The 14,880-nt window shown below is 71.8% G+C and carries 14 protein-coding genes; 12 read left to right on the top strand and 2 right to left on the bottom strand.

Translation table 11 applies throughout. The annotated features are described in order from the left end of the window. Positions 1 to 3 precede the first annotated feature (3 nt). Complete coding sequence (locus ACZ6TD_RS10640; protein WP_471352911.1) at positions 4 to 882, bottom strand: ABC transporter ATP-binding protein; 879 nt, start codon at positions 880 to 882, stop codon at positions 4 to 6. 194 nt (positions 883 to 1,076) lie between these two features. Between ACZ6TD_RS10640 and ACZ6TD_RS10635 the strand changes: the two genes are divergently transcribed. Both ACZ6TD_RS10635 and ACZ6TD_RS10630 read left to right on the top strand, forming a co-directional pair. Beyond that, positions 1,077 to 1,718 carry a vitamin K epoxide reductase family protein gene (locus ACZ6TD_RS10635; protein WP_471357615.1) on the top strand — a complete coding sequence of 214 codons (642 nt, stop codon included), beginning with the start codon at positions 1,077 to 1,079 and terminating at the stop codon, positions 1,716 to 1,718. A 64-nt stretch (positions 1,719 to 1,782) separates the two neighbouring features. After that, complete coding sequence (locus ACZ6TD_RS10630; protein ID WP_471352909.1) at positions 1,783 to 3,171, top strand: replication-associated recombination protein A; 1,389 nt, start codon at positions 1,783 to 1,785, stop codon at positions 3,169 to 3,171. A 63-nt stretch (positions 3,172 to 3,234) separates the two neighbouring features. Here ACZ6TD_RS10630 and ACZ6TD_RS10625 read toward each other — a convergent pair whose 3' ends face one another. After that, entirely contained in the window at positions 3,235 to 3,999 is a 765-nt protein-coding gene (locus ACZ6TD_RS10625) for a DUF2470 domain-containing protein (protein WP_471352907.1), read from the bottom strand. 193 nt (positions 4,000 to 4,192) lie between these two features. On the opposite strand from ACZ6TD_RS10625, the gene rpsD reads away from it, so the two are divergent. From rpsD to aroB, 10 genes are all read left to right on the top strand, one after another. Next, positions 4,193 to 4,804, top strand: a complete 612-nt coding sequence (rpsD, locus tag ACZ6TD_RS10620; RefSeq protein ID WP_470007578.1) for a 30S ribosomal protein S4 — start codon at positions 4,193 to 4,195, stop codon at positions 4,802 to 4,804. A 296-nt stretch (positions 4,805 to 5,100) separates the two neighbouring features. Further along, positions 5,101 to 5,541 (top strand): DUF948 domain-containing protein, encoded by a 441-nt coding sequence (locus tag ACZ6TD_RS10615; RefSeq protein ID WP_471352905.1) that lies wholly within the window; start codon positions 5,101 to 5,103, stop codon positions 5,539 to 5,541. An 8-nt stretch (positions 5,542 to 5,549) separates the two neighbouring features. Next, positions 5,550 to 5,879, top strand: coding sequence for a DUF6167 family protein (locus ACZ6TD_RS10610; protein WP_470007581.1), 330 nt, complete (start codon positions 5,550 to 5,552; stop codon positions 5,877 to 5,879). Further along, complete coding sequence (gene alaS / locus ACZ6TD_RS10605) at positions 5,879 to 8,548, top strand: alanine--tRNA ligase (protein ID WP_471352903.1); 2,670 nt, start codon at positions 5,879 to 5,881, stop codon at positions 8,546 to 8,548. The genes ACZ6TD_RS10610 and alaS overlap by 1 nt, the downstream gene beginning before the upstream one ends. A gap of 4 nt (positions 8,549 to 8,552) precedes the next feature. After that, entirely contained in the window at positions 8,553 to 9,017 is a 465-nt protein-coding gene (ruvX, locus tag ACZ6TD_RS10600) for a Holliday junction resolvase RuvX (protein WP_037951639.1), read from the top strand. Positions 9,018 to 9,108: 91 nt separating this feature from the next. Continuing rightward, positions 9,109 to 10,869 (top strand): endolytic transglycosylase MltG, encoded by a 1,761-nt coding sequence (gene mltG, locus ACZ6TD_RS10595; RefSeq protein ID WP_471352901.1) that lies wholly within the window; start codon positions 9,109 to 9,111, stop codon positions 10,867 to 10,869. A gap of 6 nt (positions 10,870 to 10,875) precedes the next feature. After that, on the top strand, positions 10,876 to 11,703 hold the full coding sequence (locus ACZ6TD_RS10590; protein ID WP_471352899.1) for a shikimate dehydrogenase: 828 nt from the start codon (positions 10,876 to 10,878) through the stop codon (positions 11,701 to 11,703). 193 nt (positions 11,704 to 11,896) lie between these two features. Beyond that, positions 11,897 to 13,081: a chorismate synthase gene (aroC, locus tag ACZ6TD_RS10585; RefSeq protein ID WP_471352897.1), complete on the top strand. Its 1,185-nt coding sequence runs from the start codon at positions 11,897 to 11,899 to the stop codon at positions 13,079 to 13,081. Between the two features lie 44 nt (positions 13,082 to 13,125). Continuing rightward, positions 13,126 to 13,608 (top strand): shikimate kinase, encoded by a 483-nt coding sequence (locus tag ACZ6TD_RS10580; RefSeq protein ID WP_471357612.1) that lies wholly within the window; start codon positions 13,126 to 13,128, stop codon positions 13,606 to 13,608. After that, a complete protein-coding gene (gene aroB, locus ACZ6TD_RS10575) occupies positions 13,605 to 14,708 on the top strand; it encodes a 3-dehydroquinate synthase (RefSeq protein ID WP_471352895.1) in 1,104 nt (367 codons plus the stop codon). Before ACZ6TD_RS10580 ends, aroB begins: the two co-directional genes overlap by 4 nt. Positions 14,709 to 14,880: the final 172 nt, after the last annotated feature.

The raw sequence follows: 14,880 nt of genomic DNA, 5'->3' as shown, positions 1-14,880 counted from the left end.
TGGTCATCGCGCACCCTCCCCGGGCTGCTCGTCGAGTTGTCCGGTGAGCCGCAGATAGACGTCCTCCAGGGTGGGCCGGGAGATCCGCAGCCCCGGGATCTCCCCGTCGAAGCGGCCCATCAGCTCCGCGACGGTACGGGTCGGGGTCTCCGTCTCCTCCTGGCGCGCCCCGCCGCCCGGTTCGCTCCAGTGGACCGTCGCCCGGCTGCCGTGCCGCTCGCGCAGCTCGCCGGGCGCGCCCTCGGCCACGACCGTGCCCGCGGCGATGACCGCGAGCCGGTCGGACAGCGCCTCCGCCTCGTCCAGATAGTGCGTGGTGAGCACGATCGTGGTGCCCTCGTCGGCCAGCCGCCGGATCAGCTCCCAGAACCGCCGCCGCGCCGCGGGGTCGAAGCCCGTCGTCGGCTCGTCCAGGAGCAGCAGCTCCGGACCGCCGATCACGCCGAGGGCCACATCCAGCCGGCGCCGCTGGCCGCCCGACAGCGTCTTGATCCGGCTGCCCGCCTTGTCCTCGAGACCGACCAGGCCGATGACCTCGTGGGGGTCGCGTGGCCGGGGGTAGTAGCGGGCGAAATGGCGCACGGTTTCGTGCACCGTCAACTCGGCCGGGGCGGATTCATCCTGCCAAACGATGCCGATCCGGGACCGCCAGTCGCGTCCCCCGGAGGCGGGGTCCCGGCCCAGCACCGTGACCTCGCCCGCGTCCCGGCTTCGATGGCCCTGGAGGATCTCCACCGTCGTGCTCTTGCCCGCCCCGTTGGGACCCAGGACGCCGAACACCTCTCCCTGTCGAATGCCCAGGTCAACGCCGTCCAGCGCGGTCACCGCGCCATAGCGTTTGCGGAGGCCGCGCACCCGTACCGCTTCGTCTGCCATGCCCATGAGCGTGACGGTGCCGCGCCGGTGCCGGGGACGACCGGGAAGCCCGACTTATGTCCTCCGAACGGGGGACAGGGCACCATGGCATGACCGTGGTAAGCGCGCCTTACGGCGACAGCGGGTGCGGCACAATGGCCGTGCCCGACGGGGCTGGAGACGGCGGAGAGCGACGGACGGCGAGTATGGCGACGACAGTGATGGACGACGTGGAGTCCGGCGAGGCGCGGGAGGGCGCGCGGGTCGGGACGGGCGGCAGTCGTGCCTTCGCCCTCCTGCTCGTGATCACCGGAGCGCTGGGACTGCTGGCCGCCTGGGTCATCACGATCGACAAGAACAAGATCCTCGAGTACAAGGCCGACGGTAAGGTCTTCACGCCCGGCTGCAGCCTCAACCCCGTCGTCTCCTGCGGCAACATCATGGAGAGCGACCAGGCGCAGGCGTTCGGCTTCCCGAACCCGATGCTCGGCCTCGTCGCCTACGGCATCGTGATCTGCGTGGGCATGTCGCTGCTGGCCGGGGCGCGCTTCCCGCGCTGGTACTGGCTCACCTTCAACGCCGGCACGCTCTTCGGCGTCGGCTTCGTGACCTGGCTGCAGTACGAGTCGCTGTACGTCATCGGCTCGCTGTGCCTGTGGTGCTGCCTGGCCTGGGTCGCCACCATCGTGATGTTCTGCTACGTCACCGGCCACAACCTCAAGCACGGATACCTCCCCGCGCCGGACGGGCTGCGGCGCGGGCTCATGGAGTTCCACTGGGTGGTGCCGGTGGTGTGGATCGGCGTCATCGGGATGCTGATCCTGACCCGCTGGTGGGACTTCTGGACGGGCGCTCAGGGCTGAGCCCGCACCCCCCCCGAACCCTGCGTGCGGCGGCGTTGTCGGTGGGTTGGCATAGGCTTCCCGCGTGGAGCCAGACCTGTTCACCGCCGCCGCAGAGGACCGCCAGGAGAAGGATCCGGCCAGCAGCCCGCTGGCCGTGCGGATGCGTCCGCGCACCCTCGACGAGGTCGTGGGCCAGCAGCATCTGCTGCGCCCCGGATCCCCGCTGCGGCGGCTCGTGGGCGAGGGCGGCGGCGGTCCGGCCGGGCCGTCGTCGGTGATCCTCTGGGGCCCGCCGGGCATCGGCAAGACGACGCTGGCGTATGTGGTCAGCCAGGCCACCCAGAAGCGCTTCGTCGAGCTGTCGGCCATCACCGCGGGCGTCAAGGAGGTCCGGGCCGTCATCGACGGCGCGCGCCGCTCCTCCGGGGCGTACGGGCGGGACACCGTGCTCTTCCTGGACGAGATCCACCGCTTCAGCAAGGCCCAGCAGGACTCGCTGCTGCCCGCCGTGGAGAACCGCTGGGTGACGCTGATCGCGGCCACCACCGAGAATCCGTACTTCTCCGTGATCTCCCCGCTGCTCTCCCGCTCGCTGCTGCTCACCCTGGAGCCGCTGACCGACGACGATCTGCGCGGGCTGCTGCGGCGCGCGCTCACCGACGAGCGCGGGCTCGGCGGGGCGGTCACCCTCCCCGAGGACGCCGAGGCGCATCTGCTGCGGATAGCGGGCGGCGACGCCCGGCGAGCGCTCACCGCGCTGGAGGCGGGCGCCGGGGCGGCCCTGGACAAGGGCGAGTCCGAGGTCACGCTCACCTCGCTGGAGGAGGCGGTCGACCGGGCCGCGGTGAAGTACGACCGCGCGGGCGACCAGCACTACGACGTGGCCAGCGCCCTCATCAAGTCCATCCGCGGCTCGGACGTGGACGCGGCGCTGCACTATCTGGCCCGGATGATCGAGGCGGGGGAGGACCCGCGGTTCATCGCCCGCCGGCTGATGATCTCGGCGAGCGAGGACATCGGCCTCGCCGATCCCACCGCCCTGCCCACCGCCGTCGCCGCGGCGCAGGCGGTCGCCCTGATCGGCTTCCCGGAGGCCGCGCTCACCCTGAGCCACGCCACCATCGCCCTGGCGCTCGCGCCCAAGTCCAACGCCGCCACCACCGCGATCGGCGCGGCGCTGGCCGATGTGCGGGCGGGCCTGGCCGGGCCGGTGCCACCGCATCTGCGCGACGGCCACTACCAGGGCGCCAAGAAGCTCGGCCACGCGCAGGGCTATCTCTATCCGCACGATCTGCCGGGCGGCATCGCGGCGCAGCAGTACGCACCGGACAAGATCCACGGCAAGCGGTACTACGAGCCCACGCGGTACGGGGCCGAGGCGCGGTACGCGGATGTGGTGGAGCGGGTGCGGGCCCGGCTGCGCGGCGACCCGCCGCCGGCCGCCGACGGCCCGGCCGCGCCCTCGTCGTAGGGGTCGGCCCCCGCCGGCAGCCGCGCCCGGTCAGTCCACTCGCGTCCGTGACGGTGGGCGCCCTCAGCCCGCCGCCGCGTCGAACAGGGCGTGCATCGCGTACCGCAGCTCGGACACGTTCCGCACCGGCTCGGGAAAGTCGAAGCGCGCGTCGAACGGCCGGTCCGCCTGGTCCGTGAAGCGCACCCGCAGACCGAAGCGGTCGAGCGCCACCGGGGTGGCCGGGCCCCGGGTGCAGACCAGGTCGGAGCGGTCGCCGAGCAGCGCGCACAGCCCGCGCACCTGCTCGCTGTGCGCGGCGTGCAGATGCTGGAGCAGATCGGCCTCGTGCCGGACCAGCGGATCGGGGCCGGCCGAGGTGAAGTCGTCCGGTTCGACGCCGTCCGCGCCCCACAGGTCGTCCACGCACGCCTCGCCGACCTCCAGCCGCAGCAGCGTCCAGGCGGCTCTCCCGGCGGGCCCCACCCCGGCGGCCGGCTCACCGCGTCGCGGCGGCCGCGGCGCCTGGTCGAGGCCGAGCAGCTCGCCCACCGGATGCCGCTCGGCCAGCAGCGCCGCCGCGGTGCGCGTGGGCTCGCCGCAGGGGACGGGGGTGAGCCAGCCGGCCACCCAGGCGCGGCCGCGGATCCGGTGGGGCATCGCGACGGGGGCGACGTCGGTGATCTCCATCACGCAGGTCAGCTCGGCGTCCTGGGCGTGCGTGGCGGCGCGGGCGGCGGGGGAGGCGCTGGGCACCAGCAGCAGCACATCCCCGTCCGGGGCGACCGTACGGGCGGCGGGACCGTCCGCCCCCAGGTCGTCCAGGGCCTCGATTCCGGGAATCGTCAACGAAGCCGTAGCCTTGGATTCAACGAGAGTACGTACGCGCTCTGCCGCCGTGGGCCGCAGGGTGCTTTCCATGGGACGCGGCTGACCCTCCTCGGGGCTCTGACCAGTGCTGGGCAGGGGGATCCCAGGTCGAAACATGCGTTCTCCTCGGCTAAGGTAAGGCTCACCTAACTTACATGGAGGTTCGTTCCCCGTGAACCAGTCGCGTCCCAAGGTCAAGAAGTCGCGGGCGCTCGGCATCGCTCTGACCCCGAAGGCGGTCAAGTACTTCGAGGCCCGCCCCTACCCGCCGGGCGAGCACGGCCGTGGCCGCAAGCAGACCAGTGACTACAAGGTCCGGCTGCTGGAGAAGCAGCGGCTGCGCGCCCAGTACGACATCAGCGAGCGCCAGATGGCCCGTGCCTACGACCGCGCCCGGAAGGCCGAGGGCAAGACGGGCGAGGCCCTGGTCGTCGAGCTCGAGCGCCGCCTTGACGCGCTCGTTCTGCGGTCGGGCATCGCCCGCACCATCTACCAGGCCCGCCAGATGGTCACCCACGGCCACATCGAGGTCAACGGCCGCAAGGTCGACAAGCCGTCCTTCCGGGTCCGCCCGGACGACGTGGTGATGGTCCGCGAGCGCAGCCGCGACAAGGTCCCCTTCCAGGTGGCGCGCGAGGGTGGCTACGCCCCCGACGGCGAGACCCCGCGCTACCTCCAGGTCAACCTGAAGGCGCTCGCCTTCCGCCTGGACCGGGACCCCAACCGCAAGGAGATCCCGGTGATCTGCGACGAGCAGCTCGTCGTCGAGTACTACGCCCGCTGATCCGGCGGAGCGGACCGTACGCGCCCGAGCCCGCGGGTTCCCCCTCGACACCGGTCGACGGGGAACCCGCGGGCTCGTCCGGTGGCGGGTCCGGACCGGGCGCCCGGCGGCCGTTATCCGTTTCGGGTGCGCGTCCGCGGCGCGATAAGGTCGATACCTGCCGCCCGCACCCGGATACCGCCCGAGAGCGGCGGGCGACGGACGACGCCGAACGACGCGTCATCACGACACGTCAGCGCGCCGAGAACGACCAACACGACACAACGACGACGAGCGGCGACAGGGAGCGGTGCGACGTGTCCGGTGGAGAGGTGGCCGGGATCCTCGTGGCCGTCTTCTGGGCGATCCTGGTGTCCTTCCTGGCGCTGGCGCTGGTGAGGCTGGCCCAGACGCTCAAGGCGGCCACCAGGCTGGTGGCGGAGGTCACCGACCAGGCGGTGCCGCTGCTGAGCGAGGCGTCCGCGACCGTGCGCGAGGCCAACACCCAGCTCGCCCGGGTGGACTCGATCGCCTCCGACGTCCAGGAGGTCACCTCCAACGCCTCCGCGCTCTCCTCGACCGTCTCCACCGCCTTCGGCGGTCCGCTGGTCAAGGTGGCCGCGTTCGGCTACGGCGTCCGGCGGGCGATCGGCCGCAAGGGGCAGGCGGAGGACGAGCCCGCACGCAACGTCGTCGTCGGGAAGACCCTGCCGTCCGCCCGCTGGGGCGGCCGCCGCAACCGTGGATCGAAGGGCTGACAGACCGGATGTTCCGCCGCACATTCTGGTTCACCACCGGCGTCGCCGCCGGGGTGTGGGCCACCACCAAGGTCAACCGCAAGCTCAACCAGCTCACCCCGGAGAGCCTGGCGGCGCAGGCCGCCGACCGCGCGGTGCTGGCGGGCCGGCGGATCAAGGTCTTCGCCCTCGACGTACGGGACGGCATGGCCGACCGCGAGGCCGCGCTCAAGGACGCGCTCGGGCTCACCGCGCCACCGCCGGACGACCGCAAGCGGCTCCCGGCCCAGCGGGGCCGGGCCGAGCTGACCCGCACCACCCCCTACAAGCTCCACAAAGCCGGAAATGAGGACCACTGATGGAGTCGGCTGAAATCCGCCGCCGCTGGCTGCGCTTCTTCGAAGAGCGCGGGCACACCGTCGTGCCGTCGGCGTCGCTCATCGCGGACGACCCGACGCTGCTGCTGGTCCCCGCGGGCATGGTGCCCTTCAAGCCGTACTTCCTCGGTGAGGTCAAACCGCCCTTCGACCGCGCCGTCAGCGTGCAGAAGTGCGTGCGCACCCCGGACATCGAAGAGGTCGGCAAGACCACCCGCCACGGCACCTTCTTCCAGATGTGCGGGAACTTCTCGTTCGGCGACTACTTCAAGGAAGGCGCCATCCGTTACGCCTGGGAGCTGCTGACCAGCTCCCAGGAGGAGGGCGGCTACGGCCTCGACCCCGAGCGGCTGTGGATCACCGTCTACGAGCAGGACGACGAGGCCGAGCGCATCTGGCGCGAGGTGATCGGCGTGCCCTCGACACGGATCCAGCGCCTCGGCATGGGCCCGAACTACTGGTCCATGGGCGTCCCCGGCCCCTGCGGCCCCTGCTCCGAGATCAACTACGACCGCGGTCCGGAGTTCGGCGAGGAGGGCGGCCCGGCCGTCAACGACGAGCGCTACGTGGAGATCTGGAACCTGGTCTTCATGCAGTACGAGCGCGGTCCGGGCGAGGGCAAGGAGAACTTCCCGATCCTCGGCGAGCTGCCCAGCAAGAACATCGACACCGGCCTCGGCCTCGAGCGCCTGGCGATGATCCTGCAGGGCGTGCGGAACATGTACGAGACCGACACCCTGCGCGTCGTCATGGACAAGGCCACCGAGCTGACCGGGGTCGCCTACGGCGCCGCCCATGACACCGACGTCTCGCTGCGCGTGGTCGCCGACCACATGCGCACCTCCGTCATGCTCATCGGCGACGGCGTCACCCCCGGCAACGAGGGCCGCGGCTATGTGCTGCGCCGCATCATGCGCCGCGCCATCCGCAACATGCGCATCCTCGGCGCCACCGAGCCGGTCGTCGGCGAGCTGGTCGACGTCGTCCTGAAGACGATGGGCCAGCAGTATCCGGAGCTGCTCACCGACCGCAAGCGCATCGAGACCGTCGCCCTCGCCGAGGAGTCGGCCTTCCTCAAGACGCTCAAGGCCGGCACCAACATCCTCGACACCGCCGTCACCGACACCAAGGCCACCGGCGGCACCGTGCTCCCCGGCGACAAGGCGTTCCTGCTCCACGACACCTGGGGCTTTCCGATCGACCTCACCCTCGAGATGGCCGCCGAACAGGGCCTCTCGGTGGACGAGGAGGGCTTCCGCCGCCTGATGAAGGAGCAGCGGGAGCGCGCCAAGGCCGACGCCAAGGCCAAGAAGACCGGCCACGCCGACCTGTCCGCCTACCGCGAGGTGGCCGACAGCTCCGGCCTGACCGAATTCACCGGCTACACCCACACCGAGGGCGAGTCCACCGTCGTCGGCCTGCTGGTCGACGGGGTGTCCTCGCCCGCCGCCACCGAGGGCGACGAGGTCGAGGTCGTCCTGGACCGCACCCCGTTCTACGCCGAGGGCGGCGGCCAGCTCGCCGACACCGGCCGGATCAAGCTGGACACCGGCGCCGTGGTGGAGGTCCGGGACGTCCAGCAGCCGGTGCCCGGGGTCAGCGTGCACAAGGGTGTCGTCCAGGTCGGCGAGGTGACGGTCGGCGCCGGGGCCCACGCCCGGATCGACATCAAGCGCCGCCGCGCCATCGCCCGCGCCCACAGCGCCACCCACCTCACCCACCAGGCGCTGCGCGACGCCCTGGGCCCGACCGCCGCCCAGGCCGGTTCGGAGAACTCGCCCGGCCGTTTCCGCTTCGACTTCGGCTCGCCGACCGCCGTGCCCGGCGCGGTCCTCACGGACGTCGAGCAGAAAATCAACGAGGTGCTCTCGCGCGAGCTCGACGTCACCGCCGAGGTGATGAGCATGGACGACGCCAAGAAGCAGGGCGCCATCGCCGAGTTCGGCGAGAAGTACGGCGACCGGGTGCGCGTGGTGACCATCGGCGACTTCTCCAAGGAGCTGTGCGGTGGCACGCATGTGCACAACACCGCCCAGCTGGGTCTGGTGAAGCTGCTCGGCGAGTCCTCCATCGGGTCCGGGGTGCGCCGGGTCGAGGCCCTGGTGGGCGTGGACGCCTACAACTTCCTCGCCCGAGAGCACACGGTCGTCTCCCAGCTCACCGACCTGGTCAAGGGCCGCCCCGAGGAGCTCCCGGAGAAGATCTCCGGCATGCTGAGCAAGCTCAAGGAGGCCGAGAAGGAGATCGAGCGGTTCCGCGCCGAGAAGGTGCTGCAGGCCGCCGCCGGTCTGGCCCAGGGCGCCAAGGACGTCCGGGGCGTGGCCCTGGCCGCCGCCAAGGTGCCGGACGGCACCTCGGCCGACGATCTGCGCAAGCTGGTCCTGGACGTGCGCGGCCGCATTCCGAGCGACCGCCCGGCCGTCGTCGCCCTCTTCACCGTGGCGGGCGGCCGCCCGCTGACCGTCATCGCCACCAACGAGGCCGCCCGTGAGCGCGGGCTCAAGGCCGGTGACCTGGTCCGCACCGCCGCCAAGACGCTCGGCGGCGGAGGCGGCGGCAAGCCGGACGTGGCCCAGGGCGGCGGGCAGAACCCGGAGGCCGTCGCCGAGGCCATCGAGGCCGTCGAGCGGCTTGTCGCGGAAGCGGCCTGATCCCGTGCGACGCGGCAGGCGGATCGCCATCGACGTCGGGGACGCCCGGATCGGGGTCGCCTCGTGCGACCCCGACGGGATCCTCGCCACCCCCGTGGAGACCGTGCCGGGACGCGACATCCCGGCCGCCCACAAGCGGCTCGTGGCGATCGTCGAGGAGTACGAACCGATCGAGGTGGTGGTCGGCCTGCCGCGCTCGCTCAACGGGCGCGAGGGGCCGGCCGCGGCCAAAGTGCGCACCTTCGCGCGCGAGTTGGCGCGGCGGGTCAACCCGGTGCCGGTGCGGCTCGTCGACGAGCGTATGACCACTGTCACAGCGTCCCAGGGGCTGCGGGCCTCCGGGATGACGTCCAAGAAGGGCCGTTCCGTCGTTGACCAGGCGGCGGCCGTGGTGATCCTGCAGAGCGCGCTGGAGACCGAGCGGGTCTCGGGGAGGGCCCCGGGGGAAGCCGTCGAAGTGGTCATCTGATCGCGATACGGTAACGTTCCGCGCGGCATGGCCGCCGCCGCCCGTGCCACGAACACGCCGAGCGGTGACCACCTCCGTCGCTAGGGGATCGATGACTGAGTACGGCCGGGGACCCGGCTCCCAACCGTGGCACCCCGAGGATCCGCTGTACGGGGACCGAGAGTGGAGCGGCCACCGCACGGCGGCCGGCCAGGATCCCTACGCACAGGACACCTACGCACAGCAGGACACCTACGCACAGGATCCGTACGCTCAGGACGCCTACGCACAGGACGCCTACGGCCAGGATCCGTACGCACAGGGCGCCTACGGCCAGGGCCAGTACGGCCAGGATCCTTACGGGCACCAGCAGTATCCGCACGGCTATCCGCAGGATCCTCAAGCGCAGCATCAGCAGCCCCAGTGGGACGGCCAGGACGCCGGCTACCCGCATCAGGGGCACCCGCAGGAGTACCCCGGCCAGGGCGGCTCCTCCTACCCGGCCCAGGACGGCTCGTACGGCGGGATGGACCCGCGGGACCCCTATGGCGGCCAGGGCGCTTCCTACCCGGGCCAGGACCCCTACCAGGGACAACAGGGCACACAGCAGATGCCCACGGTGCCCGCGGAGCACCAGGTGCCGCGCCAGCGCGAGGCCCCCGAGGAGCCGCCCCTCCGGGCGGACGACGAGGACGACCATCCGTTCTTCAGCGACGGCGGCGGCCGGGGCGACGGCGAGAACGGCGCGGACGACGATGGCGAGGACGGCGAGCGCTCCGGCGAGAAGGGCAGGCCCAAGAAGCGCCGCAGCGGCGTGGCCTGCCTCTTCGTGACCGTCGTCCTGGTGGGCGTGGTCGGCGGAGGCGGCTACTACGCCTACGACTTCTGGCAGACCCGCTTCGGCCCCGCGCCCGACTACTCCGGCCAGGGCACCGGCCGGATCGAGGTGGAGGTTCCCTCCGGCTCCGGCAACGCCGAGATCGGCTCGATCCTCGCCGACAAGGGCGTGGTCAAGAGCAGCGGCGCCTTCGTGGAGGCCGTGGAGGACAGCGGCAAGTTCGTCCAGCCGGGCACCTACACGCTGCGCAAGGAGATGTCAGGCGCGGCAGCGGTCAAGCTGATGCTCGACCCCAGCAGCAGCAACGCCCTGATCGTCACCGAGGGCATGCGCGACGCCACGATCTACGCGGCGATCGACAAGAAGATCGGCCTCAAGGCGGGGACCACCGCGGGCGTCGCCAAGAAGGAGGCCAAGAACCTCGGGCTGCCCTCCTGGGCCGACGACAACAGCAAGATCAAGGATCCGCTGGAAGGGTTCCTGTACCCGTCCCGCTACAGCGTGGGCGAGGGCGCCAAGCCCGCGGACGTGCTGCGGAAGATGGTCGCCGAGGCCAATCGGAACTACTCCGGTCTGGACCTGGAGGGCAAGGCCAAGGAATTGGGCCTGAAGTCCCCGCTCCAGCTCATCAGCGTGGCCAGCCTGGTCCAGGCGGAGGGCGTCACCCACGACGACTTCCGGAAGATGGCCGAGGTCGTCTACAACCGGCTCAAGCCCGCGAACCCCGAGACCTACGGCAAGGTGGAATTCGACTCCACCTACAACTACATCAAGAACCAGAGCAAGATCGATATTCCGATCAGCGAGATCAAGCAGTACGACAACCCGTACAACACGTACTTCTACAAGGGACTTCCGCCCGGCCCGATCGGGAATCCGGGACATGACGCGCTGAAAGCGGCGATGAACCCGACCAGCGACGGCTGGTATTACTTCATCTCGCTCGACGGCAAGACCAGCGAGTTCTCCAAGACCTACGCGGATCACCAGAAGTGGGTCAACAAGTTCAATAAGCAGCGCAAGAGCAACGGCTGAGGAAAGATGTTGGAAAACCGCAGGGCAGCGGTGCTCGGTTCGCCGATCGCCCACTCCCTGTCACCGGTGCTGCACCGCGCCGCCTACCGCGAGCTGGGCCTGACCGGCTGGACGTACGACCGGTTCGAGGTGGACGAGACCGGGCTGCCGGACTTCTTCAAGCGGCTCGGCGAGGACGCGGGACCGGCCTGGGCCGGGCTGTCCCTGACCATGCCGCTCAAGCGCGCCGTCATCCCGCTGCTGGACGAGGTCAGCGACACCGCGGCCTCGGTGGAGGCCGTCAACACGGTCGTCTTCGGTGACGACGGCCGCAGGCGCGGCGACAACACCGACATCCCCGGCATGCTGGCGGCGCTGCGGGAGCGCGGCGTCGGGCGCGTGCCGCGCGCGGCCGTACTGGGCGCCGGCGCCACGGCCTCCTCCGCGCTGGCCGCGCTCTCCCGGATCTGCGACGGCGAGGTCACCGCGTACGTCCGCAGCGAGGCCCGCGCCGCCGAGATGCGGCAGTGGGGCGAGCGGCTGGGCGTCGCGGTCCGCACGGCGGACTGGGGCGACGCGGCCGAGGCGCTCGGCGCGCCGCTGGTGATCGCCACCACCCCCGCGGGCACCACCGACGCGCTCGCCACGTCCGTACCGGACCGCCCCGGCGCGCTCTTCGACGTCCTCTACGAGCCCTGGCCCACCCCGCTGGCCGCCGCCTGGACGGCGCGCGGCGGCTCGGTGGTCGGCGGCCTGGACCTCCTGGTGCACCAGGCGGTGCTCCAGGTCGAGCAGATGACGGGCCGCGCCCCGGCGCCGCTGGCCGCGATGCGTGAGGCGCTCGCGGCCCGCTGAGCCGCCCCTCGGGCCCCTCGTCGGCCCCGCCCGGCCCGTCCCCGGCCTCTCCCCGGGGCGCCGTGAGCGTCCACCCCATGGACCACGAACCGAGCGGACGCCCCGGTCGTGGGAGGATCGAAAGGTGCGGGCCGGAGTCGCGCGGACCGGGCCGCGCCGCACGACGTCGAGGCACGCGCATGAGGGAGCACCGTTGAGCAGGTTGCGCTGGCTGACCGCGGGGGAGTCGCACGGCCCCGCACTCGTGGCGACGCTGGAGGGGCTGCCCGCCGGGGTGCCGATCACCACCGACATGGTGGCGGACGCCCTGGCCCGACGGCGGCTCGGCTACGGCCGCGGTGCCCGGATGAAGTTCGAGCGCGACGAGGTCACCTTCATCGGCGGCGTACGCCACGGGCTGACCCTCGGCTCCCCGGTCGCGATCATGGTCGGCAACACGGAGTGGCCCAAGTGGGAGCAGGTCATGGCCGCCGACCCGGTGGACCCCGAGATCCTCGAGGGAGTCGCCCGTAACGCCCCGCTCACCCGCCCCCGCCCCGGCCACGCCGACCTGGCCGGGATGCAGAAGTACGGCTTCGACGAGGCCCGGCCGATCCTGGAGCGCGCCAGCGCCCGCGAGACCGCCGCCCGGGTGGCGCTGGGCACCGTGGCCCGCTCCTACCTCAAGGAGACGGCCGGGATCGAGATCGTCTCGCATGTCGTGGAGCTGGCCGCGGCGAAGGCGCCGTACGGCGTCCACCCCAAGCCCTCCGACGTCGAGAAGCTGGACGCCGACCCGGTGCGCTGCCTGGACGCCGACGCGAGCAAGGCGATGGTGGCCGAGATCGACCAGGCCCACAAGGACGGCGACACGCTCGGCGGCGTCGTCGAGGTGCTCGCGTACGGCGTGCCGGTGGGCCTCGGTTCCCATGTGCACTGGGACCGCCGGCTCGACGCGCGGCTGGCCGCCGCGCTGATGGGCATCCAGGCCATCAAGGGCGTCGAGGTCGGCGACGGCTTCGACCTCGCGCGGGTGCCCGGCTCCAAGGCCCATGACGAGATCGTCTCCACGGACGAGGGCATCCGGCGCTCCTCGGGCCGCTCGGGCGGCACCGAGGGCGGGCTGAGCACCGGCGAGCTGCTGCGCGTCCGGGCCGCGATGAAGCCGATCGCGACCGTGCCGCGGGCGCTGGCCACGGTCGATGTGACCACCGGCGAGGCCACCAAGGCCCACCACCAGCGCTCCGACGTCTGCGCCGTCCCGGCGGCCGGGATCGTCGCCGAGGCGATGGTCGCGCTGGTCCTGGCGGACGCGGTCGCGGAGAAGTTCGCCGGCGACTCGGTCACCGAGACCCGCCGCAATGTGCGGGGCTTCCTCGAGAACCTGGCCATCCGGTGAGCGGGCAGGTCAGCGAGGGTCCGGCCGTCGTGCTGGTCGGGCCCATGGGGGTCGGTAAGACCACCGTCGGGCAGGTGCTCGCGGAGCGGCTCGGCACCACCTTCCGCGACACCGACACCGACATCGTCGCGACGGCGGGCAAGGAGATCTCGGAGATCTTCATCGACGAGGGCGAACCGCACTTCCGCGAGCTGGAGCGGCAGGCGGTGCGGACCGCCGTCGCCGAGCACCGGGGCGTGCTCGCGCTGGGCGGCGGCGCCGTCCTCGACGAGGGCACCCGGGCGCTGCTCGCCGGCCTCCCCGTCGTGTTCCTGGAGATGGGCGTCGCCGAGGCCGTCAAGCGCACCGGTCTGGACGCCCCGCGCCCGCTGCTCGCGGTCAATCCGCGCCAGCGCTGGCGTGAGCTGATGGAGCAGCGCCGTCCGCTGTACACCGAGGTCGCCCGCGCCGTGGTGTCGACCGAGGACCGCCCCCCCGAGGCCGTCGCCGAGGCCGTATTGGACGTACTGGAGCTGAAGAACGCATGACACCCCCTGTGGCCGATACCCCTACGCGCATCCAGGTCGGAGGCACCGCGGGCACCGCACCGTACGAGGTGCTGATCGGCCGGCAGCTGCTCGGCGAGCTTGCCGGGCTGATCGGCACGTTCGCCAAGCGCGTCGCCGTCCTGCACCCCGAGGCGCTGGCCGAGACCGGTGAGGCCATCCGCCAGGACCTCGCCGAGCAGGGGTACGACGCCATCGCGATCCAGTTGCCCAACGCGGAGGAGGCCAAGACCGCCGAGGTCGCCGCGTACTGCTGGAAAGCGCTCGGCCAGACCGGCTTCACCCGCACCGATGTGATCGTCGGCGTCGGCGGCGGCGCGACCACCGACCTCGCCGGATTCGTCGCCGCGACCTGGCTGCGGGGTGTGCGCTGGATCGCCGTCCCCACCACCGTGCTCGGCATGGTCGACGCCGCCGTCGGCGGCAAGACCGGGATCAACACCGCCGAGGGCAAGAACCTCGTCGGCGCCTTCCACCCCCCGGCCGGGGTGCTGTGCGATCTGGCCGCGCTGGACTCGCTGCCGGTCAACGACTACGTCAGCGGGCTCGCCGAGGTCATCAAGGCGGGCTTCATCGCCGACCCGGAGATCCTGGAGCTGATCGAGCGGGACCCGGTCGCCGCCCGTACGCCCGCCGGTCCGCACACCGCCGAACTCATCGAGCGCTCCGTCCGGGTCAAGGCCGAGGTCGTCTCCAGCGACCTCAAGGAGTCCGGGCTGCGGGAGATCCTCAACTACGGGCACACGCTCGCCCACGCCATCGAGAAGAACGAGCGCTACAACTGGCGCCATGGCGCGGCCGTCTCCGTGGGCATGGTCTTCGCCGCCGAGCTGGGCCGGCTGGCGGGCCGTCTGGACGACGCCACGGCCGACCGGCACCGCACCGTCCTGGAGGCCGTGGGCCTGCCGCTCACCTACCGCGGCGACCAGTGGCCCAAGCTGCTGGAGACCATGAAGGTCGACAAGAAGTCCCGCGGTGACCTGCTGCGCTTCATCGTCCTGGACGGTCTCGCCAAGCCCACCGTGCTGGAGGGTCCGGACCCGGCGGTGCTGCTCGCGGCGTACGCCGAGATCTCCGGCTGACCCGGGCCGTAACCGCCTTCCCGCGTCACAGCTCTGTCATCGCCTTCGAAAGCCCGCGGCCTCGCCGCGGGCTTTCGAACAGCCCCCGAGCCCTCGCAGTTGCGGCCTTTGAAGGACGAAATGCCTGGCTGACGAGGGGCGGCGGGGACACAGCGGGTTCGCGGTCCGTTCA

This window comes from Streptomyces yongxingensis, assembly GCF_055597465.1.
Note: the sequence above shows the minus strand (reverse complement) of the source record. Positions and strands in the feature narration are given on the sequence as shown.

Excerpts from the sequence above, each read along its gene's own strand:
- ACZ6TD_RS10640 (WP_471352911.1), bottom strand. The coding sequence starts at position 882 with ATGGGCATGGCAGACGAAGCGGTACGGGTGCGCGGCCTCCGCAAACGC.
- ACZ6TD_RS10635 (WP_471357615.1), top strand. The coding sequence starts at position 1,077 with ATGGACGACGTGGAGTCCGGCGAGGCGCGGGAGGGCGCGCGGGTCGGG.
- ACZ6TD_RS10590 (WP_471352899.1), top strand. The coding sequence starts at position 10,876 with ATGTTGGAAAACCGCAGGGCAGCGGTGCTCGGTTCGCCGATCGCCCAC.
- ACZ6TD_RS10580 (WP_471357612.1), top strand. The coding sequence starts at position 13,126 with ATGGGGGTCGGTAAGACCACCGTCGGGCAGGTGCTCGCGGAGCGGCTC.
- mltG (WP_471352901.1), top strand. The coding sequence starts at position 9,109 with ATGACTGAGTACGGCCGGGGACCCGGCTCCCAACCGTGGCACCCCGAG.
- ACZ6TD_RS10610 (WP_470007581.1), top strand. The coding sequence starts at position 5,550 with ATGTTCCGCCGCACATTCTGGTTCACCACCGGCGTCGCCGCCGGGGTG.
- aroB (WP_471352895.1), top strand. The coding sequence starts at position 13,605 with ATGACACCCCCTGTGGCCGATACCCCTACGCGCATCCAGGTCGGAGGC.
- alaS (WP_471352903.1), top strand. The coding sequence starts at position 5,879 with ATGGAGTCGGCTGAAATCCGCCGCCGCTGGCTGCGCTTCTTCGAAGAG.